Annotated in this window: 21 protein-coding genes and 2 tRNA genes; 11 read left to right on the top strand and 12 right to left on the bottom strand. The window is 69.0% G+C overall.

The window, feature by feature from the left end; translation table 11 throughout:
* Positions 1-2: 2 nt before the first annotated feature.
* From def to ACH4EW_RS10385, 6 genes are all read right to left on the bottom strand, one after another.
* Positions 3-641 (bottom strand): peptide deformylase, encoded by a 639-nt coding sequence (gene def / locus ACH4EW_RS10410; RefSeq protein WP_398254142.1) that lies wholly within the window; start codon positions 639-641, stop codon positions 3-5.
* Positions 642-745: 104 nt separating this feature from the next.
* Positions 746-1,738, bottom strand: a complete 993-nt coding sequence (locus ACH4EW_RS10405) for a hypothetical protein (RefSeq protein ID WP_072483827.1) — start codon at positions 1,736-1,738, stop codon at positions 746-748.
* A gap of 384 nt (positions 1,739-2,122) precedes the next feature.
* Positions 2,123-2,443 (bottom strand): mycothiol system anti-sigma-R factor, encoded by a 321-nt coding sequence (gene rsrA, locus ACH4EW_RS10400; RefSeq protein ID WP_398254139.1) that lies wholly within the window; start codon positions 2,441-2,443, stop codon positions 2,123-2,125.
* A complete protein-coding gene (locus ACH4EW_RS10395) occupies positions 2,440-3,096 on the bottom strand; it encodes a sigma-70 family RNA polymerase sigma factor (protein WP_189273941.1) in 657 nt (218 codons plus the stop codon). Before ACH4EW_RS10395 ends, rsrA begins: the two co-directional genes overlap by 4 nt.
* Positions 3,097-3,419: 323 nt before the next feature.
* Complete coding sequence (locus ACH4EW_RS10390; protein ID WP_398254137.1) at positions 3,420-4,079, bottom strand: alpha/beta family hydrolase; 660 nt, start codon at positions 4,077-4,079, stop codon at positions 3,420-3,422.
* Between the two features lie 53 nt (positions 4,080-4,132).
* Complete coding sequence (locus ACH4EW_RS10385; RefSeq protein ID WP_398254134.1) at positions 4,133-4,948, bottom strand: SOS response-associated peptidase; 816 nt, start codon at positions 4,946-4,948, stop codon at positions 4,133-4,135.
* Between the two features lie 65 nt (positions 4,949-5,013).
* On the opposite strand from ACH4EW_RS10385, the gene ACH4EW_RS10380 reads away from it, so the two are divergent.
* From ACH4EW_RS10380 to ACH4EW_RS10355, 6 genes are all read left to right on the top strand, one after another.
* Complete coding sequence (locus tag ACH4EW_RS10380) at positions 5,014-5,727, top strand: M50 family metallopeptidase (RefSeq protein ID WP_398254132.1); 714 nt, start codon at positions 5,014-5,016, stop codon at positions 5,725-5,727.
* 24 nt (positions 5,728-5,751) lie between these two features.
* Complete coding sequence (gene aroA, locus ACH4EW_RS10375; RefSeq protein WP_398254130.1) at positions 5,752-7,068, top strand: 3-phosphoshikimate 1-carboxyvinyltransferase; 1,317 nt, start codon at positions 5,752-5,754, stop codon at positions 7,066-7,068.
* Positions 7,069-7,071: 3 nt separating this feature from the next.
* Entirely contained in the window at positions 7,072-8,088 is a 1,017-nt protein-coding gene (gene rsgA / locus ACH4EW_RS10370; RefSeq protein WP_398254127.1) for a ribosome small subunit-dependent GTPase A, read from the top strand.
* A 90-nt stretch (positions 8,089-8,178) separates the two neighbouring features.
* A complete protein-coding gene (locus tag ACH4EW_RS10365) occupies positions 8,179-8,502 on the top strand; it encodes a DMT family transporter (protein ID WP_398254125.1) in 324 nt (107 codons plus the stop codon).
* A 106-nt stretch (positions 8,503-8,608) separates the two neighbouring features.
* Positions 8,609-9,409 carry a histidinol-phosphatase gene (hisN, locus tag ACH4EW_RS10360; RefSeq protein ID WP_398254122.1) on the top strand — a complete coding sequence of 267 codons (801 nt, stop codon included), beginning with the start codon at positions 8,609-8,611 and terminating at the stop codon, positions 9,407-9,409.
* Between the two features lie 162 nt (positions 9,410-9,571).
* On the top strand, positions 9,572-9,985 hold the full coding sequence (locus ACH4EW_RS10355) for a cyclic nucleotide-binding/CBS domain-containing protein (protein ID WP_398254120.1): 414 nt from the start codon (positions 9,572-9,574) through the stop codon (positions 9,983-9,985).
* Positions 9,986-10,048: 63 nt separating this feature from the next.
* Here the strand turns inward: ACH4EW_RS10355 and ACH4EW_RS10350 are convergent, their stop codons facing one another.
* Positions 10,049-11,500, bottom strand: coding sequence for a catalase (locus tag ACH4EW_RS10350; protein WP_398254118.1), 1,452 nt, complete (start codon positions 11,498-11,500; stop codon positions 10,049-10,051).
* Between the two features lie 161 nt (positions 11,501-11,661).
* Between ACH4EW_RS10350 and ACH4EW_RS10345 the strand changes: the two genes are divergently transcribed.
* The 4 genes from ACH4EW_RS10345 (at position 11,662) to ACH4EW_RS10330 (ending at position 15,154) form a co-directional block, all read left to right on the top strand.
* On the top strand, positions 11,662-12,081 hold the full coding sequence (locus ACH4EW_RS10345; protein ID WP_093900545.1) for a Fur family transcriptional regulator: 420 nt from the start codon (positions 11,662-11,664) through the stop codon (positions 12,079-12,081).
* A gap of 198 nt (positions 12,082-12,279) precedes the next feature.
* Positions 12,280-13,095 (top strand): ABC transporter ATP-binding protein, encoded by an 816-nt coding sequence (locus ACH4EW_RS10340; protein ID WP_398254115.1) that lies wholly within the window; start codon positions 12,280-12,282, stop codon positions 13,093-13,095.
* Complete coding sequence (locus ACH4EW_RS10335; RefSeq protein WP_398254112.1) at positions 13,092-13,955, top strand: ABC transporter permease; 864 nt, start codon at positions 13,092-13,094, stop codon at positions 13,953-13,955. The genes ACH4EW_RS10340 and ACH4EW_RS10335 overlap by 4 nt, the downstream gene beginning before the upstream one ends.
* Positions 13,956-14,011: 56 nt before the next feature.
* Complete coding sequence (locus ACH4EW_RS10330; RefSeq protein ID WP_398254110.1) at positions 14,012-15,154, top strand: ABC transporter substrate-binding protein; 1,143 nt, start codon at positions 14,012-14,014, stop codon at positions 15,152-15,154.
* A gap of 63 nt (positions 15,155-15,217) precedes the next feature.
* Here ACH4EW_RS10330 and ACH4EW_RS10325 read toward each other — a convergent pair.
* From ACH4EW_RS10325 to ACH4EW_RS10310, 4 genes are all read right to left on the bottom strand, one after another.
* Positions 15,218-15,291: transfer RNA gene (locus tag ACH4EW_RS10325), tRNA-Met, on the bottom strand.
* Positions 15,292-15,370: 79 nt separating this feature from the next.
* Positions 15,371-17,479: a tetratricopeptide repeat protein gene (locus ACH4EW_RS10320; protein ID WP_398254107.1), complete on the bottom strand. Its 2,109-nt coding sequence runs from the start codon at positions 17,477-17,479 to the stop codon at positions 15,371-15,373.
* Positions 17,480-17,691: 212 nt separating this feature from the next.
* A tRNA-Met gene (locus tag ACH4EW_RS10315) sits at positions 17,692-17,765 on the bottom strand.
* A 52-nt stretch (positions 17,766-17,817) separates the two neighbouring features.
* Positions 17,818-20,757, bottom strand: coding sequence for a UPF0182 family protein (locus ACH4EW_RS10310; RefSeq protein ID WP_398254782.1), 2,940 nt, complete (start codon positions 20,755-20,757; stop codon positions 17,818-17,820).
* A gap of 127 nt (positions 20,758-20,884) precedes the next feature.
* Between ACH4EW_RS10310 and ACH4EW_RS10305 the strand changes: the two genes are divergently transcribed.
* On the top strand, positions 20,885-21,454 hold the full coding sequence (locus ACH4EW_RS10305) for a PPA1309 family protein (protein ID WP_398254104.1): 570 nt from the start codon (positions 20,885-20,887) through the stop codon (positions 21,452-21,454).
* 30 nt (positions 21,455-21,484) lie between these two features.
* On the opposite strand, the gene ACH4EW_RS10300 is transcribed toward ACH4EW_RS10305, so the two are convergent.
* Positions 21,485-22,573: a PDZ domain-containing protein gene (locus ACH4EW_RS10300; RefSeq protein WP_398254101.1), complete on the bottom strand. Its 1,089-nt coding sequence runs from the start codon at positions 22,571-22,573 to the stop codon at positions 21,485-21,487.
* Between the last annotated feature and the right edge of the window lie 432 nt (positions 22,574-23,005).

Raw genomic sequence — 23,005 nt, 5'->3', positions numbered from 1 at the left:
GCTCAGTCGTTCGGCACGATCTCGTAGCGCGGCGTGTTCTCCGCCATCTGCCGCAGCGCGTCCTTGCGGTCCCGCTTCGAGAGCCGGTCGATGTACAGGTATCCGTACAGGTGGTCCGTCTCGTGCTGGAGGCAGCGGGCGAAGTAGCCGTTGCCTCGGACCTTGACCGGGTTGCCCTTGGCGTCCTGTCCGCGGACCACCGCGTAGTCCGGGCGGGCCAGCGAGGCGTACGCCGTCGGGACGGAGAGGCAGCCCTCGTTGGAGTCGTCCAGGACCCGGTCCTCGGGCGCCAGCTCCTCCAGCACCGGGTTGCAGACGGCGCCCACGTGCCGCACGCCGTCGTCGTCCGGGCAGTCGTAGACGAAGACCTTCAGGTCGACGCCGATCTGGTTGGCGGCCAGGCCCACGCCCTCCGCCGTCCGCTGGCTCGCGAACATGTCGTCGATCAGCCGGCCCAGCTCGTCGTCGAACTCGGTGACGTCCTTGCACTCCCTGTGCAGCACCGGGTTGCCCACCACCGTGATCGGACGGGATGTGCCGCGCTCACGATGTGCCGCCTCGCGCGCCTCGCACTCCTCGGTGTCCACGACGAAACCTTCGTCGTCGACGCTGATCTGCTCGTCCGTCTCCTGCTGCGCCATGTCCGCCGTATGCCTTCCTCAAAACCTGAACCCGGACATCCGATGGGCCGGGGCCCGGGCACCCGAGCACCGCGACCGGTGCCCGTACAGCCTACGGGTACCGGTCAGCAGACTTCTTCGAGATCCCGCCACTCACGGCTGTCCGGGCTGTCCGCCACCCAGCCGTCCAGCAGGCCGCGCACCAGCCCGGCCGGTGCCGCTATCCCGCACTCGCGCTCGGGCACCCACAGCTCACCGGCTGTGCGGTGTCCCAGCGGGCCCGGATGCCCCGGCTCGCTGTGGTCGTGCGGGTCCAGGTGCTCGCCGTCGCCCTCGTCGCTCTCCATCCGGCTCTCCGAGCAGGCCCGGCAGAGCAGCCGCACGGAGGACGACCAGTCCTCGGCGGCGAACCCGGCGTCGGACGCCAGCTGCTCCAGGGCGTCCCGGTCCGCCTCGGTGGCCGCTTCGAGCAGCACGACCCAGGTGGGTACGGGCGACGGCGCCCACAGCTCGATCTCGTCGAAGACCGGGTACGAGGGTCCGGCCGCGGTGACCCGCTCTCCGTGCGGCACGCCGTCGTGCAGGACGACCTCGCCCCAGCGGCGGCCGGACGACGGCAGCGGGATGGAGAGCACTTCCATCCGGGCCGGATCGAGCCTGCGGCCCCAGACGACCTCGGCCTCGCCCTCCGGCGACAGCCGTACCGCGGCGCTGCCCAGCTCCATCCCGACCGGCTCGCTGTTGGCCGCGGAGGTGTGCTGGCCCGCGCCCGGCACCTTGAGGCCGTACGCCTGCCAGGCTCGGCGCGCCAGCGGCCAGTCCTGCAGCGCGGTAGCGGCGATCCCGACGTTCCACCAGTCGGGAGCGCCCGATTCCTTGTCGAGCAGCGCGACGGCCCTCAGGCCGGCGGCTCTCGCCTGTTCCCAGTCATGCCGGAATTTGTGCAGCAGCGCCAGGTTGAACCACGACTCCGAGAGCCAGGGTTCCAGGTCCGCCGCACGCGTCAGCAGCGCGCCCGCGTCCTCGTACCGGCCGTCGCCGATCAGCGTGAACGCGCGGTCCGTGGCCTGCCGCCAAGAGGCGGAGGGCCGATGCCGTACCTTCCCGAAGATCCTCACGATTCCCGCCCGTCCCGACTGGACACCCTCGTTTTCCGCTCTTCTTCGCATCCAACCATGCCGGGCCGGACGCCCGCTCATTACCCATGGGTTACCCGGGCAGGACGGGGGTCGGACCGCCCCGGGCCAGGACCCGGGTCATTGATCCCACGACCTCGGGCTGATGGTCATGACCGGTACCGGGCCTGAGTTGTTCCAGCGCACCCAGCGGCCCGATGAGACCTTCCCCGGAGAGGTCGTCGTATGCCGACGAGAAAGAGCCGGCCGATGTCGTGCATCGGGGCCGCGTACTCCGGCACGGTCAGCTCACTCCCGGAGAGCCCCGGCTCATGTCCGGCGGCCGTACAGCACGGGGGCGCGGCTACGAGTGACGGCTGCCGGGCTTCACTCAGCGGCGGCGGACGGCTGACCGGTCTCCGGCGCCGTCAGGTCCTGCTCGGGCACCGCCTGCCCGGAGCGGATCAGATCGATCCGGCCCATCACCTTGGAGCGCAGATCGGTCGGCACCTCGTCCTGGCCGCAGCAGCGCTTCACCAGCTTCTTCACGGCCTGCTCCAAGCCGTACTTCTCCAGGCACGGGGAGCACTCCTCGAAGTGCACCTCAAACTTGGTGCAGTCGCTGTCGGGCATCTCGTGGTCGAGAAACTCGTAGAGATGATCGAGGACCTCTGAGCAGTCCGTCTCGTGCGGCTCTCCGCAGCTCATGAGCCCGAGCCTTTCCGATCGTCCGACTCTCCGGCACCGGCCGGGACGAGCCCGCGCTCACGGGCGTAGTCCTCCAGCATGCCGCGCAGTTGGCGGCGGCCCCGGTGCAGTCGGGACATCACCGTACCGATGGGAGTCCCCATGATGTCCGCGATCTCCTTGTAGGCAAAACCCTCTACATCGGCGAGGTACACGGCGATGCGGAACTCTTCGGGGATCGCCTGCAGAGCGGACTTCACATCCGAGTCGGGCAGGTGGTCGAGAGCCTGCGACTCCGCGGAGCGCAGACCGGTCGACATGTGCGACTCTGCGCGCGCCAGCTGCCAGTCCTCGATCTCCTCGGCGGCGCTGCGCTGAGGTTCACGCTGCTTCTTGCGGTACGAGTTGATGAACGTGTTGGTGAGGATGCGGTACATCCACGCCTTGAGGTTGGTGCCCTCACGGAACTGGTGGAAGGAGCCGTACGCCTTGGCATACGTCTCCTGGACCAGGTCCTCGGCGTCTGCGGGGTTGCGCGTCATGCGCAGCGCGGCCGAGTACATCTGGTCGAGGAAACCGAGAGCGTCCCGCTCGAAGCGCGCGTTGCGCTCCGCGGTCGTCTCCTGTGCGCGGCCGTCGTCGGTCCCTGTGTCGGTCCCAGTGACCGGACCCACCTCCTCCAACGCTGTGGCGGAGCCGAAACCGGACCCGCTCGAATCGGAGAATAGTCGACCCTGCTTGGAGACGGGCTGTCGATCCGATCCGCTCAGTGCCCGCTCGGGAGTGGTCTTGGCCGTGTGCAGGACCGTCCACTCCAGGTCAGCGGCGTTCGAGCGGCGCGGGCAGATGGTCGAACCCATGCGACGGACTCCCTCTCCACATACGACGTTGATGAACCGATGTCACCGACAACAGTGGCCCTTTGCTCAACATTCCCGGGGGTGCGCCCGGGCTGTTGCCATGGGTGTGACCGGCTCCACCCGCAGCAGGGCGTACGTCAGACGAGGGTGGACAGCCACGCGGTCACGGCGGCGGTGAGAATCTCCATCGCCTCGTCCTCGGTCAGGCCGGACTTCTTCGGCACGGCGAACCCGTGGTCGCCGTACGGCACCTCGGTGATCTCGTACTCTCCCGGAGGGAATTCGGCGGGCCGCCCGAACGGGTCATTGCCGCCCTGTACGACGAGCGTGGGTACGCCGGACCCGAGGAGCTCGTCCTTGCGGGACTTCTCCGGTTTCCCCGGAGGGTGCAGCGGAAAGCTGAGCGCGAGGACGGCGAGGGCACCGAGCTCGGTCGCCGTACGGCAGGCCACCCGTGCCCCGGCGCTGCGTCCTCCCGCGACGACGGGCAGCCCCGCGGCGGCGAGTGCGGGCCACAGGCCCCGCCATCCGGTGTCCAGGGTCTTCGGGGCGGGCGCGAGTTTCTTTCCGGCGACCCGCCACGGCTGCTCCACCAGGGCAACGGTCACCCCATGGGCGGGCAGCGCGGCGGCCAGGGCCCGGAGGTCACGGGTCTCGATGCCGCCGCCCGCGCCATGGCTGACGGCGAGCACCAGGCGGGCGTTCTCCGCGGGAAGCCAGGTGATCCGGGCCGTCCCGGCGTCCGTGTCGACCGTCTCGGCCTCACGGCCTGTCTCTGTAGTACTCACGCAGCCCATCCTGCCCGGTCGGAAGGGGGCCACCCGGTCGGAAGGGGGCCATCGGAAGCGGTTCAGAAGAGTGTGCTCGCCTCCGGCGCGGCCAGCTCCTCCAGGAGCTCGGGACCGTTGTTGCGGACGTTGCTGACGGCCGTGGCCACCGGATAGGCCCGCATCAGCCCGCCCGGCGGCGGTGCGAGCAGCCCCTTGAGCTCCTCGACGTCGGTGCGCGACGGGTCGAGCCAGGCGTCCCACCGGTCCGGGGTCAGCATCAGCGGCATCCGGGGGTGGATGTCGGCGAGCGCGGCCGGGCCCTCGGCGGGGGCGACGGCGAGCGGGGTGGTCTCCGCCTCGGTCGTGATCACCGAGCACGTCACCCACCAGGCCATGGGGTGGCCGTCCGGCAGGGTCCGGTCGCGCCAGAACTCGTACAGTCCGGCCATCGCGAAGACCGATCCGTCGGCGGGTGTCACGAAGTAGGGCTGCTTCCGCGGCCGCTTCTTCCTCCCCCTCTCCTCCAGCTGCCGCTCATCGGCACCTGTGACCCACTCGTAGTAGCCGTCGGCGGGCAGGATGCAGCGCCGGGAGACGAAGGGGCGGCGGAAGGACGGCTTCTCGTGGACGGTCTCCGCACGGGCGTTGATCATGCGTGCGGCGCCCTCGGGGGACTTCGCCCAGGACGGTACAAGCCCCCATTTCAGGGCGCGCAACTGGCGAACCGGACGCTGATCATCTGCGTCTTTCACGGGACGTTCCAGGACGGCGTAGACCTCCTTGGTCGGCGCCACGTTCCAGTCGGGCGCCAAGGTCTCCGCCGGTTCCCATTTCTCGACCCGGAAGAGTCCGGTCAGATCCTCGGGCCGCCGACTCGCTGCATACCGTCCGCACATAAGTGCCAGACTGCCACGACCGTCACTACGACAAGACGCCAATACCGCAAGGAGCCGCCCACGCCATGGACAGCACCGATCTGGGCAATCTGTGGGACCGCGTTTTCGGCACCCAGCCCGCGCCCGAGCAGTGGCTGGTGGTGGTGACCGGAACGCTCGCACTGATCGCCGTCGTACCGAACCCGATATGGAGGCTGAGCCGCAACGCGATCACCATCGCGCACGAGGGCGGGCACGGGCTGATCGCACTGCTCACCGGTCGGCAGCTGTCCGGCATCCGGCTGCACTCGGACACCAGCGGGCTGACGGTCAGCCGCGGCAAACCGACCGGCATCGGGATGATCCTGACCGCGGCTGCCGGCTACACCGCCCCGCCGCTGCTGGGCCTGGGCGGGGCGTGGCTGCTGGTCAACGGCAGGATCACGTTGTTGCTGTGGCTGGCCACAGCCCTGCTCGCGGTGATGCTGGTGATGATCCGCAATGTGTTCGGGGCACTGACCGTGATCTTCACCGGGTCGGCCTTCCTGCTGGTGTCCTGGCTCGCTTCACCTGCCGTGCAGTCGCTGTTCGCGTATACGGTGGTCTGGTTCCTGCTGCTCGGCGGCGTACGCCCGGCCTTCGAGCTCCAGTCGAAGCGCCGGCGCGGCGGAGCGCCGGACTCGGACGCGGACCAGCTGTCGCGGCTGACGGATGCACCGGCCGCGCTCTGGCTGTTCCTCTTCCACGCGGTGTCGCTCTGCTCACTGACCGGCGGCGGGCGCTGGCTGCTCGGCCTATGAGCGCCGGGTCGTAAAGTTAAGCCCATGACCGAAAGTTCCGTGCACCCCGCCCTCTGGCCCGCCCCCCGAGCGAGCGGCGCCGTCGACGCGACCGTCACCGTGCCCGGATCGAAATCGGTCACCAATCGCGCCCTCGTCCTCGCCGCTCTCGCCGCCGAGCCCGGCTGGCTGCGCCGCCCGCTGCGCTCCCGCGACACCCTGCTGATGGCCGAGGCGCTGCGCGCGATGGGTGTCGGCATCGAGGAAGGCGTCGGCCCGGACGGCTCCGGCGAGGCCTGGCGGGTCATCCCGGCCGGGCTGCACGGCCCCACCACGATCGATGTCGGCAATGCCGGTACGGTCATGCGCTTCCTGCCACCGGTCGCGGCCCTCGCCGACGGCCCGATCCGCTTCGACGGCGACCCCCGTTCGTACGAACGCCCGCTGCACGGCGTGATCGACGCGTTGCGGGTACTGGGCGCCCGGATCGACGACGACGGGCGCAGCTCGCTGCCGATGACCGTGCACGGCAGCGGTGCGCTGGACGGCGGACCGGTGTCGATCGACGCCTCCTCGTCCTCCCAGTTCGTCTCGGCGCTGCTGCTGTCGGCGCCGCGCTACAACCAGGGGGTGGAGGTGCGCCACACCGGCGCGAGGCTCCCCTCCATGCCGCACATCCGGATGACCGTCGACATGCTGCGGGCCGTCGGCGCCCAGGTCGACGAGCCGGAGACGGGCGGCGAGCCGAACGTCTGGCGGGTCTCCCCCTCCGCTCTGCTCGGCCGCGATCTGACCGTCGAGCCCGACCTCTCCAACGCCCAGCCGTTCCTCGCCGCCGCGCTGGTCACCGGCGGCCGGGTCACCATCCCCGACTGGCCCGAGCGCACCACGCAGCCCGGTGACGCCCTGCGGGAGATCTTCACCGCGATGGGCGGCAGCTGCGAGCTGACCGAGCGCGGCCTCACCTTCACCGGTTCGGGCCGTATCCACGGCATCGACGTCGACCTCGGCGAGGTCGGCGAGCTCACACCGGGCATCGCGGCGGTCGCGGCCCTCGCCGACGGCCCGTCCACGCTGAGTGGTGTCGCCCATCTGCGGCTGCACGAGACGGACCGGCTGGCCGCGCTCACCAAGGAGATCAACGAGCTCGGCGGCGATGTCACCGAGACCGCCGACGGGCTGCACATCCGGCCCCGACCGCTGCACGGCGGTACTTTCCATACGTACGACGACCACCGGATGGCAACCGCGGGGTCGATCATCGGCCTTGCCGTCCCCGGAGTGGAGATCGAGAACGTGGCGACAACCGCCAAGACCCTGCCGGACTTCCCGCAGATGTGGACCGGAATGCTCGGGGCCTGAGACATGCGCCGCTACGGCAAGAACCCCGACGAGGACGACATCCGGTTCCGCCCCAACCCGAAGGGCAACCGGCCTCGTACGCATACCCGCCCGAAGCACGAGGACGCCGAGGAGGGCATGGTCCTCACCGTCGACCGCGGCCGCCTCACCTGTCTCGTCGACGGCCGTACGGTCGTGGCGATGAAGGCCCGTGAGCTGGGCCGGAAGGCCGCAGTGGTGGGTGACACCGTGTCCATCGTCGGCGATCTGTCCGGCGACAAGGACACCCTTGCCCGTATCGTCCGCATCGGTGAGCGCCGCTCAGTGCTGCGCCGGACGGCGGACGACGACGATCCGTACGAGCGGGTGGTCGTCGCCAACGCCGACCAACTGGCGATCGTCACCGCACTGGCCGACCCGGAACCCCGCCCGCGGATGATCGACCGCTGTCTTGTCGCCGCGTACGACGGCGGGCTCTCCCCGCTCCTGGTGCTGACCAAGTCCGATCTGGCCTCCCCGGACAAGCTGCTGGAGGCGTACACCCCGCTGGGGGTCCCGTTCGTGGTCACCAGCCGTGAGGAGCTGGAGAACGGCGACGCGGCGGAGCGGGTCCGCGAGCAGCTGAACGACCGGGTCACCGCCTTCGTCGGGCACTCCGGTGTCGGGAAGACGACGCTGGTCAACGCACTCGTACCGAAGGACCGGCGGCGTACCACCGGCGTGGTCAACGCGGTCACCGGCCGTGGCCGGCACACCACCACATCCGCGCTGGCGCTCCCTCTGCCCAACTATCGCGGCTGGGTGATCGACACCCCCGGTGTGCGCTCCTTCGGGCTCAACCACATCGACCCGTCCCGGGTGATCCACGCGTTCCCGGACCTGGAGCCGGCCGCCGCCGACTGCCCTCGCGGCTGCACCCACGACAGTCATGAACCGGAATGCGCCCTCGACGCCTGGGTGGCGGACGGCCACGCAGATCCGGCGCGGCTGGAATCGCTGCGGCGGCTGATGGCCACCCGGGAGCGACGCGAAGGCGACTGACCCGGGCACGTTTGCCGTCTGCCGCCGCTGGTAAGTGCATAATCGCACCCAGCTGAGCAAGGCGGTCACCGACGTGGGAGGGCACTGACGATGGCGTGGCTGCTGGTCGTGGTCGCAGGACTTCTGGAGACCGGCTTCGCGGTCTGTCTGAAGCTCTCGCACGGTTTCACCCGGCTCTGGCCGACCATCGCGTTCTGCGTCTTTGCCCTCGGCAGCTTCGGTCTGCTGACGCTGTCGCTGAAGAAACTCGACGTGGGGCCCGCCTACGCCGTGTGGACGGGCATCGGCGCGGCGGGCACCGCGACCTACGGCATGGTCTTTCTCGGCGACGTGGTCTCCACCCTCAAGCTGGTGTCGATCTCCCTGGTGATCGTCGGAGTGATCGGGCTGCAGCTCTCGGGCTCGTCCCGCTGACCGCGCGTCGCACTCACACCTCGTCGGCGCCGCTCCGGACTTTCAATGGTTCGAGCGGCCGCGGGGTCCTGTAGCTCTGTTCACCTGCGGTCGATACTGTGACGACATGCCCGATTACCACGATGATCTGCGCCTCGCCCATGTGCTGGCGGACGCCGCCGACGCGGCGACGATGGACCGGTTCAAGGCTCTGGACCTCAAGGTCGAGACCAAGCCGGACATGACGCCGGTGAGCGAGGCCGACAAGGCCGCCGAGGAACTGATCCGCGGCCACCTCCATCGGGCGCGCCCGCGCGATGCGATTCTGGGCGAGGAGTACGGGATCGAGGGCACCGGCCCTCGGCGCTGGGTCGTCGACCCGATCGACGGCACCAAGAACTACGTACGCGGTGTGCCGGTCTGGGCGACGCTGATCTCCCTGATGGAAGCCGGTGAGGAGGGGTTCCAGCCGGTGGTGGGTGTGGTCTCGGCCCCCGCGCTGAACCGGCGCTGGTGGGCGGCGAAGGGTGCGGGTGCTTTCTCCGGCCGCAGCCTGACCTCCGCGACCCGGTTGCAGGTGTCGAAGGTGGGGCGGATCGCGGATGCCTCGTTCGCGTACGCGTCACTGAGCGGCTGGGAGGAGCAGGGCCGGCTCGACGGGTTCATGGATCTGACCCGGGCCTGCTGGCGCACTCGCGGGTACGGGGATTTCTGGCCGTACATGATGGTCGCCGAGGGATCGGTCGACATCTGCGCGGAGCCGGAACTCTCGCTCTGGGACATGGCCGCGAACGCGATCATCGTCCAGGAGGCGGGCGGGAAGTTCACCAGCCTGGACGGGGTCTCCGGCCCCGGCGGCGGCAACGCTGCGGCCTCGAACGGACTGCTCCACCACGAACTGCTGGGCTATCTGAACCAGCGCTACTGATCCGGATCGCGCCCCCGAGGGGCGTCGCGCACCACCGCACGCCCCTCGAACGATCTGGTCCCCCCTTGTCCCGATACCGCATCGATGCAAGTCTGAGAGTCCCCGCTTGTGAAATTGTGAATCGACTCACACGGTCGCTTCACGAAGGAGGTGGCTCCCTTCATGCTCGTCCGTGACGCCATGAGCACGCTGGTCCTCACCATCGGACCCACCCATACGCTCCGCGATGCCGCCCGGCTGATGTCGGTCCGGCACGTGGGAGCCGCAGTCGTCCTCGACCGGGACACCAGCGGGCTCGGCATTCTCACCGAGCGCGACATCCTCGACGCGGTCGGCTCGGGACGGAATCCCGATATCGAGACCGCCTCCGCCCACACCACCACCGATGTGGTCTTCGCCGCGCCCACCTGGACCCTTGAAGAGGCCGCGGAGGCCATGACGCACGGAGGATTCCGCCATCTGATCGTGCTGGACGACCACGGGCCCGTCGGCATCGTCTCGGTCCGCGACATCCTGCGCTGCTGGGCGCCCACCAGGCGCCGCCATCGCGCGGAACTCGTCGGCCGAGCCCCATGAACGACCGGTGGGCCGGTCCCCTCCGAGGAGGGCCCGGCCCACCGCCGACGACAGGCGTCGTTGTCAGCCGCGCAGGGCCTGGACCGCGGCCTCCAGACGCTTGCCGAAGTCACCGTCCGCCTGACGGAAGTTGTTGATCGCGCGCTCGGCGATGTCATCGCGCGACACCTTGGCGATGAACCCGGCGAGGTTGTCGATCAGCCTGGCCTTCTCGTCCTCGGAGAAGAGCCGGTAGAGATTCCCGGCCTGCACGAAGTCGTTGTCCTCGGCGTGGCTCGGGGCCACGTGCGTACCGATCTCGCCCGTGACCGGGGTGGGCTCCCACAGCGGCCGGTCCGTCTGCACCGGGCCGCCGAAGCTGTTCGGCTCGTAGTTCTTCGCACCCTTGTGGCGGCCGTCGTACAGGTAGCCGTCGCGGCTGTTGGTACGCGCCTCGGTTGCGTGCGGGCGGTTCACCGGCAGGTGGTCGGCGTTGATGCCGACGCGGTAGCGGTGGGCGTCGCCGTACGCGAAGAGACGGCCCTGGAGCATCTTGTCGGGGGACGGACCGATGCCCGGTACGAAGTGCGCGGGGCTGAAGATCGACTGCTCGGTCTCCGCGAAGATGTTCTCCGGGTTGCGGTTGAGCTCCAGCTTCCCGATCTCGATCGGCGGGTAGTCCGCGTGCGGCCACACCTTGGTGAGGTCGAACGGGTTGAAGCGGTACGTGGCCGCCTCGGCCGCCGGCATGACCTGGACCTGCACCGTCCAGGACGGGAAGTCGCCGCGCTCGATCGCCTCGCGCAGATCGCGCTGGTGGCTGTCCGGGTCCTCACCGGCGAGCTTGTTGGCCTCGGCCTGGGTGAGATTCTTGATGCCCTGGTCGGTCTTGAAGTGGTACTTGACCCAGAAGACCTCGCCGGCCTCGTTGTTCCACTGATACGTGTGCGAGCCGTACCCGTTCATGTGACGCAGCGTGGCGGGGATGCCGCGGTCACCGAAGAGCCAGGTCACCTGGTGGGTGGACTCGGGCGACAGACCCCAGAAGTCCCAGACGTTGTCCGCCTCCTGCGAGCCGGTGTACGGGTCGCGCTTCTGGGTGTGGATGAAGTCCGGGAACTTGATGGCGTCCTTGATGAAGAACACCGGGGTGTTGTTGCCGACGAGGTCGTAGTTGCCCTCTTCGGTGTAGAACTTCAGCGCGAAGCCGCGGGGGTCGCGCACCGCGTCGGCCGAGCCGAGGTTGCCCGCGACGGTCGAGAAGCGGAGGAACGTCTCGGTCTGCTTGCCGACCTCGGAGAGGAACTTCGCCCGCGTCCACTGCGAGACGTCGCGGGTCAGCGTGAACGTGCCGTACGCACCGGCGCCGCGGGCGTGCACGATCCGCTCCGGAATGCGCTCACGGTTGAAGTGCGCGAGCTTCTCCAGGAGCGACTGGTCCTGTACCAGGACCGGACCGCCGACGCCTGCGGTCTGACTGTTCTGGTTGTCGGCGACCGGTGCGCCGGCCTCCGTGGTGAGCGGTCCCTGCGTCACGTGCGCCTCCTGCGTCGTTCCTGCACATTCGTCATGTCCTGCACAGCCTGTCCCTTGGCCTATGCCGGTCCCGATCCTACAATGGACATAGTCCAAGTCAAGTGAGCATCCAAAGTCACACCCGTTCGGAACCCGATCCCTCCACTGTTAGGCTTGTTGTCATGAGTGACCTGTTGGAACGACTTCGCGGACGCGGCTGGCGCATGACTGCGCAGCGGCGCGTCGTGGCCGAGGTCCTCGACGGGGACCATGTGCACCTGACTGCTGACGAGGTCCACGCCCGGGCCGTCGCCAAGCTGCCCGAGATCTCCCGCGCCACCGTCTACAACACCCTGGGCGAGATGGTGACGCTCGGCGAGGTCATCGAGGTCTCCACGGATCGCCGGGCCAAGCGGTACGACCCGAACGCACACCGTCCCCACCACCACCTCGTCTGCGCGAGCTGCGGCACCATCCGCGACGTACACCCGGCGGGAGACCCGCTGGCGGATCTGCCGAGCGACGAGCGATTCGGTTTCACGGTCTCCAATGTCGAGGTGACCTACCGCGGCATCTGCCCGAACTGCGCCGCGACGACCTGATTCCTGCCACGGAAGGCCTCGGTGCGAGCATCGCACGCACCGAGGCCTTCCGCATGAACACCGGCAAGGGATGACACGCATCCCCGCCCTCACCACGCGCGCACCCCCTTCACGAATCTGACGGGCAGTCATATTGTCGGCGGCGATCGCGTCCGCCCCGCGGCGGATCCGCACCTCGATACGCGCGAGGAGAGACCCGTGGGAGATCCGCACCCGACCCCACCCGCAGCCACAGCCACAGCCACCAGTCCCAAACTCCGCGCCGACGCACTCACACGCTCGTTCGGGCGCGGCGCCAAGACCCTGTCCGCCCTCGGCCCGCTCGATCTCTCCATCGCACCGGGCGAGTTCACCTGCATCGTCGGGCCGTCCGGCTGCGGCAAGTCCACGCTGCTCAGGATCGCCGCCGGACTGCTCCGCCCCAGCTCCGGCGAGCTGTCCATCCGCACGACCTCACCCCGCCCGGCGGCGATGATCTTCCAGGACTACGGGATCTACGACTGGAAGACCGTGCTCGCCAATGTCCGGTTCGGTCTCGACATCCAGCGCGTACCGCGAAAGGAGGCCGACGCCAGAGCGCGCGACTGGCTGGCCCGGATGGGGCTCTCCGACTTCGCGGGAGCGTATCCGGCCGCCCTCTCCGGCGGGATGCGGCAACGGGTCGCGATCGCCCGCGCCCTGGCCGTCGAACCCGAAATGCTGCTGATGGACGAGCCGTTCGCGGCGCTCGACGCCCAGCTGCGCACGATCCTCCAGGACGAGCTGCTCGACCTCACCCAGACCACCCGTACCACCACCCTCTTCATCACCCACAGCCTGGAAGAGGCGATCGTGCTCGGGGACAGGGTGCTGGTGATGTCAGCCAGACCGGGGCGGATCATCGCCGAACGCCGCCCGCCGTTCGGCCGGCCGCGTACCGGCGGGGTCAGGTCGGCACCCGAATTCACCGCGCTGAAGAGCGAGTTGTGGGAGCTGCTGCGCGGCGAAGTGCGAAGGGAGGCGATCCCGGCATGAACACCACCGTGAATGTCACGAGGCCCGACGACGGCGTACTGATCCGCAGGCCGGGCCCGCAGGAGCTCCATCCGGTACGCACCCACCGCAGGCGCCGCGCCCTGGAACTCACGCTCGCCGTGGCCGTACCGCTGCTGCTCGTGCTGCTCTGGCAATTGGCCGCGGCACAGTCCTGGATCGACGACCGGATCTACCCCGCCCCCTCCACCATCCTGGCGGACGGCTGGGACCGGGCGGGCGCCGGTGAACTGTGGCCGGATGTGTGGGCCACGCTCAAGCGGGTCCTCGGCGGCTACGCGATCGGCACCGTCGCGGGATACGCGCTCGGCCTGCTGATGGGCTCGCTCCCCCTCGTACGGGCGGCACTGGAGCCGTTGCTCGATGCTCTGTACGTCGTGCCGAAGCTGGCCCTCCTGCCGGTCTTCCTCAATATGTTCGGCCTCGGTGAAGGGCCGCAGATCGCCCTGGTCGCCGCCACCGTCTTCTTCTTCGTCTGGATCTCCACCATGGCGGCCGTGCTCGCCGTCCCGGTCGGCCACCGTGATGCCGGTCAGGTCTTCGGCGCGTCGCCCTGGCAGATGTTCCGCCATGTGCTGCTGCCCGCGTCGCTGCCCGCGGTCCTGGTCGGGGCACGGATCGCGGCAGGGGTGGCCGTGCTCGTCATCGTCGCCTCCGAACAGATCGCGGCGGCCGACGGTCTCGGCCATCTGATCTTCGACTCCCGTGCGCTGTTCCAGAACGACGTGATGTTCGTCGGCATCGTGTGTGTGGCGGTCCTCGGTGTCGTCTTCTCCGAATTGGTGCGGATCGCCGGGCGGTTGCTCACACCGTGGGCCCCGCGCGACCGCGGCCGCAGCTAGTGCCGGTCGCGGCACTAGTCCTGAACGGCTCCCCAGGTTCTTCGTACGGAGGCACTGTGCGTACACGCACCACCTTCACCTGCACCGCTGTGCTCATCACGGCATCCCTGCTCGGCGCGGCAGGCTGCGCCGGGAACGACTCCGGCGGTGACAGCGCCGCCGCCGCACCGCGCACCGTCAAGCCTGTCCCGGGCTGTGGCGCCGGCAGCTGGACCGACCCGGCCGACCTCGCCCCCGACCGGAAACCGGCCCGCTGCGAAAAGGGCGCCCCAGCCGCTCAGCCCCTGGCGAAGAAGCGGACGATCACCGTCGCCACCGGCACCCTGAGCGCGGAGTACGTCGCTCCGCTCCAGGTCGCGGTGGCGAAGGGCGAGTTCGCGAAGGAGGGGCTGGACGTCGAGCTGAAGGTGCTGCCCACCCCGGACGCCCTGCCGCTGCTCGCCAAGGGCGATGTGGACGCCCAGTGGGCGGCTCCCGAGGCGGCCGTGATGAACGGCATCAACGGCGGCTTCGACATCAAGTGGGTGGCTGGGAACTTCTCCCCCGATCCCACCTCCAAAAGCGGCCTGTGGGTGCGTCTGAGGAACGGCGAGAGCGCCGGTCACATCGAGATGGCGGGCCGGAAGCTGGGCACGATGATCGGCAAGGGCTCGGTCATCGCGTACCCGATGGACACCTCCCTGAAGAAGCACGGCGGCGACCTCGGCAAGATCAGCTTCCAGCAGCTCGGTTCCGCGGATGTGCTGACCGCGCTGCAGAACGGTGGTGTGGACTCGGCCTGGCTGCTCGACCCGGTCTGGCGCAAGGTGGACGGCGACAAGAAGTACGCGTTCCTGGGCGGCCAGCCCGTCGGTGAACCGCTCGGCGGCCTGCTCTTCGGCCCGACACTGCTGATCAAGGATCCGGACGCGGGCGTCGCCTTTCTCCGTGCCTACATCCGGACGGTGAACACGTATTTCGCCGACAACTACAAATCCGATCCTGCCTTCGTCGCCGAGTTGGCGAAGCTGCTGAAGACCGACGAGGCCACGCTGCGGTCGACCCCGTCGATGCGGATGGACTGGGAGATACGGAAGGGCACGACGGACCGGCTGCAGAAGGCATACGCCGATTCGGGCGTCTCGCAGGGCACCCCGGTGCCGGAGACGAAGGCCGTCGACCGGGCGATGTACTCGGAGGCGGTGGGCCACAAGCTCTGACTCACGCGCATGGGCATGTGCAGAAGGCCGGACCCTTTCGAGGATCCGGCCTTCTGCGTTCAGTAGCGGGGACAGGATTTGAACCTGCGACCTCTGGGTTATGAGCCCAGCGAGCTACCGAGCTGCTCCACCCCGCGTCGTTGAAATCAACAGTACGTGACGCCCTGGACCAGCGCAAATCCGTTCCTGCGGGCGGCGCGGGGCCGCCGCGCACCGCTACGCGGTCAGCTCCTGATGCAGCGCCTCGCACAGCCGGGCAGCCCTCTCGGCGACCTCCGCCGGGCCCAGCTCGACTGCCCGCGCGCACCAGCGCTGCCCCTCGGCGAGCTCCCCGCGGCGGGCGGCCAGCAGGGCGAGGCGCAGGGCGGCGCGACCGTGCCCGTCGTTCGCGGCGCGGCTCCACCACAGCGCGGCCTCGCGCTCGCTGCCCTCACGGGCCAGCAGCAGCCCGAGGTTGAAGGCGCCGTTGCGACTGCCCGACTCGGCGGCCTCGCGATACCAGCGGGCCGCACTGTCCACATCGCCACGGGCCGCCGCGAGCATGCCCACCCGCACCTGGGCGCGGCGGTGCCCCTGCTCGGCGGCCCGCTCGTACCACTCCTCGCACTCGGTCTTCTCCGGCATCGTCTCGCCGAGCGCGGGAGGTCCGGGCGGCGGCTGCCGCGAGTCCAGCACCCCGGCCAGCCGGAAGGCGGCCTCGGCGCTGCCGCCGCCCGCCGCGCAGCGCAGATGGCGCTCGGCCTCCTGCTCCTCGCCGTGGTGCAGCAGGGCCATGCCGACCTGGAGCGCGGCCTCGGTGTGGCCTGCAGCCGCGGCCCGCTCGTACCAGACCAGTGCCGCACGGTCCTCGTCGCGTCCGGCGTGCAGGATGCCGAGATTGAAGGCCGCATCGACGCTGCCCGCCTCGGCCGCCTTGGAGAACCAGGGCTCGGCGCCGGTCGCGTCGCCCGCCTGGAGCAGGAGTACGGCCAGCGCGTTGGCGGCCTCGCGATGGCCCGCGTACGCGGCGCGGCGGTACCACTGCTCGGCCTGCGGCGTACGGTCCTGGGCCGCGTAGAGCAGCCCCAGGTTGTAGGCCCCGTTGACGTCGCCCGCGTCCATGGCGGCGCGGTACCAGCGCTCGGCGGTCTGCTGCTCGCCACGGGCGGCGTGCAGGGCGCCCAGGGCGTTGGCGGCATTCCCGTCGCCGTCCTGTGCGGCGCGCAGCCACCACACGGCAGCGCTCTCCTCGTCGCCCGCGTCACGCAGCAGGAATCCGAGCGCGCAGGCGGCCCGCGCCTCGCCGGCCTTCGCGGAGATGAGGTACCAGCGGCCGGCCTCCTTGGGCTCGCCGCGCTGTTCGAGGATGGCGCCGAGGTGCAGGGCGGCACGTGGGTGGCCACGCGCGGCGGCCTGCCGGTACCACTGCTCGGCCTCGCCCACGCGCCCGGTCACCGGACCGGCTATGGGGCCGTCGTCCCTGCGTACGGCGGAACGGGCGGCGGCGCCCGGACGATCGGCGGCGCTCGCGCCGCGTCCGGGGCCAGGTGCGGGGCCCAGGCCCGGGCGGCCGAACGCGTCGTGCGGGTCGTCGGCGGTGTGGCGGTCCAGCATGCGCGCGAGGCGGTAGGCGGCCTCCCGGTGCCCCTGCTCGGCGGCGGCACGCAGCCAGCGCTCGGCACCGACGTCGCTGCGGTGTTCCAGCAGGTCGGCAAGTGCGTACGCGCCCAGCGCGTGGCCCTGCTCGGCGGACTGCCGCAGCCAGTACTCGGCGCCGGGTTCGTCGCCCCGCTCGCGATAGTGACGGCCGAGGGCGTGCGCGGCGGCGGCGGAACCCGCGACGGCTGCGATACGCCACCAGTCGGCCGCGTCGTCGGTGTATCCGCGCTGGTGGAGGAGGACACCCAGGTTGTTGGCCGCGGCCCGGTCACCATCGGCGGTGGCCGCACGCAGATAGGGCTCGGCGCCGTCCAGATCGCCGCGGCGCAGCAACAGGGCACCGAGGACACTCATCGACGTGGTGTCCCCGGCGTCGGCGGCGCGACGGTGGCGCGCCTCACTCTCGGCGCTCTCCGGGCTCTCCCGGATCTCGGGGCTCTCCGCAGCCTCATTGGCCGCGGCGCTCCCGGTGGCCCCGGCGCTCTCCGTGCTCTCGACGGTCGCGGCGCACCCCACAGTCTCGGCAGTCTCGGTCGTCCCGATGATCTCAGTGGTTTCAGTGGTCTCGCTGTTCTCCGCGGCAGCAACACCAAATGCCGCATTCGTCACACTATCCGGCCGATATACGCGGCGCTGTGCAAACCGCCCTGTCTCCAACAGAGTTGCCCTGTCCCCCATAAATACCATCGTCGCACCACCTACAACCCGCGTACAGCCGGTATACCGCAGCAGCAAGGTCACTTCGGCGTTTTGTCGACATGCCCACAGAGAGACAAGTCAAACATGTCCGGGCTCAACTCGTGCCCCGCGAACCGCGCTTCACAGCGACCGCACAAGAAAGTCGTCGCGGCACGACGAAGGCCCGGATCCTCGAAAGGATCCGGGCCTTCGTCTTTCAGTAGCGGGGACAGGATTTGAACCTGCGACCTCTGGGTTATGAGCCCAGCGAGCTACCGAGCTGCTCCACCCCGCGCCGTTGTGCTGAAACCGTACCACGACGCGAGGGTGAGCCTTTACCGAGTCACTCAGCCACTACTACCGGCATCGGACTTTCTATTCGTACCACCCGAATTGCCCGCATTATTCGCACTGCCCGACTTGGGCTGGGCGGCCGCCGCCCGCTGCAACGCGTCCTGCAGATCCGCCTGGGCCCTGCCGTAGGCGCTCCAGTCCTGCTTCTTCAGGGCTGCTTCGCCTTCCGCATAGGCCTTCTGCGCATCCGCGATCGCCTTCTTCAGCGCCGCGTCACCGGTGGCCGGTGGCTGCGTGGTGTTGCCCGGTGGCCGGGTGGCCTCCTCGGGCGGCTGAGTGGTGCCGGGTTCCGTCACCCCGAAGACCGCGTTGAGCGCCTCCCCGAGGCTGTTCTCGAAGACCGTCTTCGACCCGTACGAGGCGGCGACCTTGCGCATCAGCGGATAGTTCTGCGTACCACCGCGCGTGTAGACCGGCTCGATGTAGAGGAAGCCTCCCTCGAGCGGCACCGTCAGCAGGTTGCCGTATTCGATGTCGGAGTCGGTTCCCTTGAGGTTTCTCACGAACTCGGCGACGTCGTCGTTGCCGTTGAGCTCGCTCTGTACCTGGCCGGGGCCCTTCACCGTGGAGGTGACTCTCAACAGCCTTATCTTGCCGTAGTCCTCGCTGGTCGCATCGGCGTCCACCGCCATGAACGCCCCGAGGTCGGGCCGCCCCTTCGGGGTGAACGTCGTCGTCAGCGAGAATTTCTGGGCCGTCTGGTCCGGCATCTTCAGGCTCAGGTAGTACGGCGGGACGGCACCGGACTCCTTTTTGGTCGGGTCGTCCGGGACCTGCCACGCGTCACTGCCGCTGTAGAACTGGGCGGGGTTCGTGACGTGGTAGCGGGTGAGCAGCTCGCGCTGCACCTTGAACAGATCCTGCGGGTACCGCAGGTGATCCATCAGTTCCTTCGGGATGTCGGCCCGCGGCGTCACCGTCCCCGGGAACGCCTTGCTCCATGTCTTGAGGACCGGGTCCTCGGTGTCCCACTCGTACAGCTTGACCGTCCCGTCGTACGCGTCGACGGTGGCCTTCACCGAGTTACGGATGTAGTTGACCTGGTTCTGCTGGGCGACGACCGCGCGCTGGTTGGTGGTCAGCGAGTCGGCCGTGGTGTCACCGAGCGTCGTGCGGGAGGCGTACGGGTAGCCGTTGGTGGTGGTGTACGCGTCGACGACCCACTGGATGCGGCCGTTCACCACGACCGGATAGGCGTCGCCGTCGATGGTCAGCCACGGGGCCACCGCCTCGACGCGCTCCTTGGGCGTGCGGTTGTAGAGAATTCGCGAGCCCTCGCCGATGGCTCCCGAGTAGAGGATCTGCGGCTCGCTGAACTCCACGGCGTACGCGGCACGGTTCAAGGCGTTGGAGAGGCTGACCCCGCTGTTGCCCTTGTAGCTGGTGGTCTTCTCGCCGTCCTCCTCGTAGTCGAGCTCCTTCTGGGGCCCGCCGACGATGGAGTACTGCTCGGTCTTCTCGCCGTAGTAGATCCGCTGCTCGTACGTGCCCGGGCCGAGGTCACCCGTGGTCGGCAGACCGGACTCCGTGAAGTCCGGGGAGCCCTTCGGGTTCTTGCCGGTCGTCGTGCCCTTGGCCGCGATGGCACCGTAGCCGTGGGTGTAGGTGAAGTGGTCGTTGATCCAGTTGCGCTTGGGGATGCCGTCGAGGTTGAGCTCGCGCAGACCGATGACCGTGTCCTGGTCCTTGCCGGCGGCGTCCTTGTAGTGGTCCACGTCCAGCGTCTTGGGGAACTGGTAGTAGTTCCTCTTCTGCTGGAGCTGCTGGAAGGCCGGGGAGACGACGTTGGGGTCCATCACCCGGTAACTGGCGGCATCGTCCGCGCTGGCGCGCAGCTTGGCGTCGTCGTTCGTCGTGCTCTTGCCCGAGTAGTCGTCAACCTGCGCGTCGTCGATGTCGTACGCGTCACGCGTCGCTTCGATGTTCTTCTGGATGAACGGCGCTTCCTTGGCCTGCTCGTTCGGCTGGACCTGGAACTTCTGCACGATCGCCGGGTACAGCCCGCCGATCAGGATCGCCGAGAGCACCATCAGGCCGAAGCCGATCATCGGAAGCTGCCAGGTGCGGCGCCAGAGCGTCGCGAAGAAGAGCACGGCGCAGATCGCGGCGATGCAGAACAGGATGGTCTTCGCCGGAAGGTAGGCGTTGGCGTCGACGTACCGCAGGCCCGTCCAGTTGTCCGTGGCCTTGAAGTCGCTGGACTTCACGGCCAGGCCGTACCGGTCGAGCCAGTACGCCACGGCCTTCAGCGACACGAAGACACCGATGAGCACCGACAGATGGCCGGTGGCCGCGCCGGTCGCCCGCGCGCCGGGGCTGGTGATGCGGAGCCCACCGTACAGATAGTGGGTCAGCGCGGCGGCGATCAGCGAGAGCACCGTGGCCGCGAAGCCGAAGCCCAGCAGGAAGCGGTACCAAGGCAGGTCGAAGGCGTAGAAGGACACATCCAGATGGAACTGGGGGTCCTTCTGACCGAAGGGCACGCCGTTCGCATACGTCAGCCAGGTGCGCCACTGACCGGAGGCGGATGCTCCGGCGATCAGTCCGACGAGCGTGGTGATCGCGAGCAGCACCCACTTCTTGTAAGGGGCGAGGCTCATCCGGTAGCGGTCCAGGCTCTGCTGTTCCAGCGACATCGCGCTCAGCGGCGGCCGGAGCCGGTGCGCGAGCCAGATGTTCAGGCCGACAGCGATCGCCATCAGCAGTCCGAAGACGAGGAACAGCCCGATCTTGGTCCACAGGGTGGTGGTGAATACGGACGAATAGTCGACCGACCTGAACCAGAGCCAGTCCGTCCAGAACCCGGCGAACATGATGAACGCCATGGCGAGAATCGCCAGGACGCCCAGTGTCATGAGCAGGGTACGGGCGCGCCGGGACGGGCGGCCGACTCTGATCCGTGGCCCGGTCGGGCCTCCGCCGCGGTCCGGCATCTGGAAAGCCAACGTGCGCACCTCGAAGTTCGCGGGTCGTGTGAAGCGGGCCCACGATCGTAGAGCCCACATATGCAACTTACTGAGGCTTTACCTAGTTCCCGTTACCGGGGCGGAAGGAGGCAGGATGTTGGCCATGCCCAACGTTTCCCCCTCAGGCCCCCCGATGGCCGCGAGCCCCCTCACCGTCGCAGTGCTCGAAATCGACGAGTACATCTCCGGCCTCGGCTGGGACCAGCCGGCCCGGCTCTTCGCCCTCGTCGACACCGTCCGGCTGCGGGCCCAGGAGCCCGGCCTCGCCGCGCAGCTCGGTCTCGACAGCTCCGACTCCCCGACCGCCTCACTCACCCCCATCGAGCAGGAGGAGCTTCCACCCGGCACCGCCCTGGACGAATTCCTCGCCACGATCGCCTGGCCCGACGCGGTGATCGGATGCGCGATGACGGTGGAGCGACTGATGCTGCCGCCGTCCGCCGAGGCCTCCGTGCCGGAGGGGCTCAGCGATGCCCAGCTGACCAAGTGGGTCGCCAAGCACCCGGAGCGCCAGGAGGTACGGATGACCGTGGCCGTCCTTCGGGACGGCGCGCGCGAGTCGGCCGTACGGCTCCGCGCGAAGGACTCCCCGAGCGAGGTGCGGACCGGCGCCGGCCTGGTGCCCGGGCTGGCCGACGCACTGGCCGCGACCTTCGAGGCCTGACCCCGCCGCTTCCCCGCCGAGGGGGCGCGGTCAGCCTGCCGAGCAGCTCGGCAGGTCGGCCGTGTCCCCCGCCCGGATCTTCTCCAGCGACTTCGTCGCGTCGTCGATCGTCTTCACCTTCACCAGCGTGAGCCCGCTCGGGGTGTCGGAGGCGGCGGCCTTGCAGTTGTCTTCCGGCGTCAGGAAGTACCGGGCGCCCGCGTCGCGTGCGCCGACCAGCTTCATGTTGATGCCGCCGATCGGGCCGACCTTGCCCTTGTCGTCGATCGTGCCGGTGCCCGCGATGAACTTGCCGCCCGTGAGATCGGTGGGCGTCAGCTTGTCGATGATGCCCAGGGAGAACATCAGGCCTGCGCTCGGGCCGCCGACATCGGCGAGCTTGATGTCGATCCGGAACGGGAACGTGTGGTCCGTTCCGGCCTGGATGCCGACGATCGCGCGGTTCTCCTTGGGAGCCTTCGCGGTGGTGATGACGACCTTCCGGCTGCCCTCGGGCTCTTTGCCTGCCTTCTCCGCCGCCTGCGCCTTCTTCGCCGGGATGATCGTGAACGTGACGTCCTCGCCGGGCTTGTGGCGGGTGACGAGCTTCGCGACGTCCTCTGGCTGCTTGACCGCCGTGGCGTCGACCTGCTTGATCACATCGCCGGCGTGCAGCTTGCCCTGGGCGGGGCTGCCCTTCATGACCGTGGAGACCACGACGCGCGACGACACCGGGATGTCCAGCTCGTTCAGGGCGGCGACCTTGGCGCTCTCCTGGGACTGGCTGAACTCCTCGGCGTTCTCCTGCGTGGACTGCTGCTCGGTCTTGCCGCCGGGGTAGAGGGTTTCGTGCGGTACGACCACGCTGTCGTGGGCCAGCCAGCCGTAGACGGCCTCGACCAGGTTCATTTTGTAGTCGGCGCCGGTGACCCTGACCGTCGTCATATTGAGGTTGCCGGATGTCGGGTACGTCTTGTGTCCGGAAATCTGCAGGACCGGTTCACCTTCGGCCTTGCCGAGGGTGTTCACGGTCGGCCCGGGAGACATCTCCGAATACGGCACTGGAATCAGCACGCCTGCGCAGAGCAGCGCGATGAGGATCAGCGTGGAGGCGAGCATCGTCGCGGTGCGGCGTGGCATGGAACGACAGTACGGGAAGGGTCTGTCAGTGCACGGTCCGGGCCGGTCCGGACGGGGCGGGGAGCCTGGAGTGGTGCTGTACCGAAGGGCGTCGGCACCCGGCGTCGCTAGCGGACTGGCGACTGCGTACGGTCGATCGAGGGTCAGGCAGCATCGGAACCGGAGTGCGATTTCTCCATCGCCTCACGGAACCGGGCGTACCCGGCGAGTTCCGAGACATCACAGGCCGTACGATTTCGGGTGACCCAGCTGCCCCATATCGCAGCACCCAGTGCAGCGAAAAGCGGAATCAGCAGCCAAGCGAGTGCTGCCATTACGACCTCCCTGCCCCGTGAGCAACCGCAACTGGCCTATCAGCAGATTAACCATCTGCAGGAATAACGCTCGCGGCAGGGGTGCGATTACGCAAATCGAGGCGTACAACCACCCGAT

Source organism: Streptomyces sp. NPDC018000, from assembly GCF_044328025.1.
Taxonomy (GTDB): domain Bacteria; phylum Actinomycetota; class Actinomycetes; order Streptomycetales; family Streptomycetaceae; genus Streptomyces.
This window is presented reverse-complemented; position numbering and strand designations above follow the sequence as displayed.

Excerpts from the sequence above, each read along its gene's own strand:
- ACH4EW_RS10390 (WP_398254137.1), bottom strand. The coding sequence starts at position 4,079 with ATGGGCTGCGTGAGTACTACAGAGACAGGCCGTGAGGCCGAGACGGTC.
- ACH4EW_RS10345 (WP_093900545.1), top strand. The coding sequence starts at position 11,662 with ATGAGTGACCTGTTGGAACGACTTCGCGGACGCGGCTGGCGCATGACT.
- ACH4EW_RS10305 (WP_398254104.1), top strand. The coding sequence starts at position 20,885 with ATGTTGGCCATGCCCAACGTTTCCCCCTCAGGCCCCCCGATGGCCGCG.
- ACH4EW_RS10380 (WP_398254132.1), top strand. The coding sequence starts at position 5,014 with ATGGACAGCACCGATCTGGGCAATCTGTGGGACCGCGTTTTCGGCACC.
- aroA (WP_398254130.1), top strand. The coding sequence starts at position 5,752 with ATGACCGAAAGTTCCGTGCACCCCGCCCTCTGGCCCGCCCCCCGAGCG.
- def (WP_398254142.1), bottom strand. The coding sequence starts at position 641 with ATGGCGCAGCAGGAGACGGACGAGCAGATCAGCGTCGACGACGAAGGT.
- ACH4EW_RS10365 (WP_398254125.1), top strand. The coding sequence starts at position 8,179 with ATGGCGTGGCTGCTGGTCGTGGTCGCAGGACTTCTGGAGACCGGCTTC.
- ACH4EW_RS10320 (WP_398254107.1), bottom strand. The coding sequence starts at position 17,479 with ATGGTATTTATGGGGGACAGGGCAACTCTGTTGGAGACAGGGCGGTTT.
- ACH4EW_RS10355 (WP_398254120.1), top strand. The coding sequence starts at position 9,572 with ATGCTCGTCCGTGACGCCATGAGCACGCTGGTCCTCACCATCGGACCC.
- ACH4EW_RS10335 (WP_398254112.1), top strand. The coding sequence starts at position 13,092 with ATGAACACCACCGTGAATGTCACGAGGCCCGACGACGGCGTACTGATC.
- ACH4EW_RS10385 (WP_398254134.1), bottom strand. The coding sequence starts at position 4,948 with ATGTGCGGACGGTATGCAGCGAGTCGGCGGCCCGAGGATCTGACCGGA.
- hisN (WP_398254122.1), top strand. The coding sequence starts at position 8,609 with ATGCCCGATTACCACGATGATCTGCGCCTCGCCCATGTGCTGGCGGAC.
- ACH4EW_RS10310 (WP_398254782.1), bottom strand. The coding sequence starts at position 20,757 with ATGCCGGACCGCGGCGGAGGCCCGACCGGGCCACGGATCAGAGTCGGC.
- rsrA (WP_398254139.1), bottom strand. The coding sequence starts at position 2,443 with ATGAGCTGCGGAGAGCCGCACGAGACGGACTGCTCAGAGGTCCTCGAT.
- ACH4EW_RS10300 (WP_398254101.1), bottom strand. The coding sequence starts at position 22,573 with ATGCCACGCCGCACCGCGACGATGCTCGCCTCCACGCTGATCCTCATC.
- rsgA (WP_398254127.1), top strand. The coding sequence starts at position 7,072 with ATGCGCCGCTACGGCAAGAACCCCGACGAGGACGACATCCGGTTCCGC.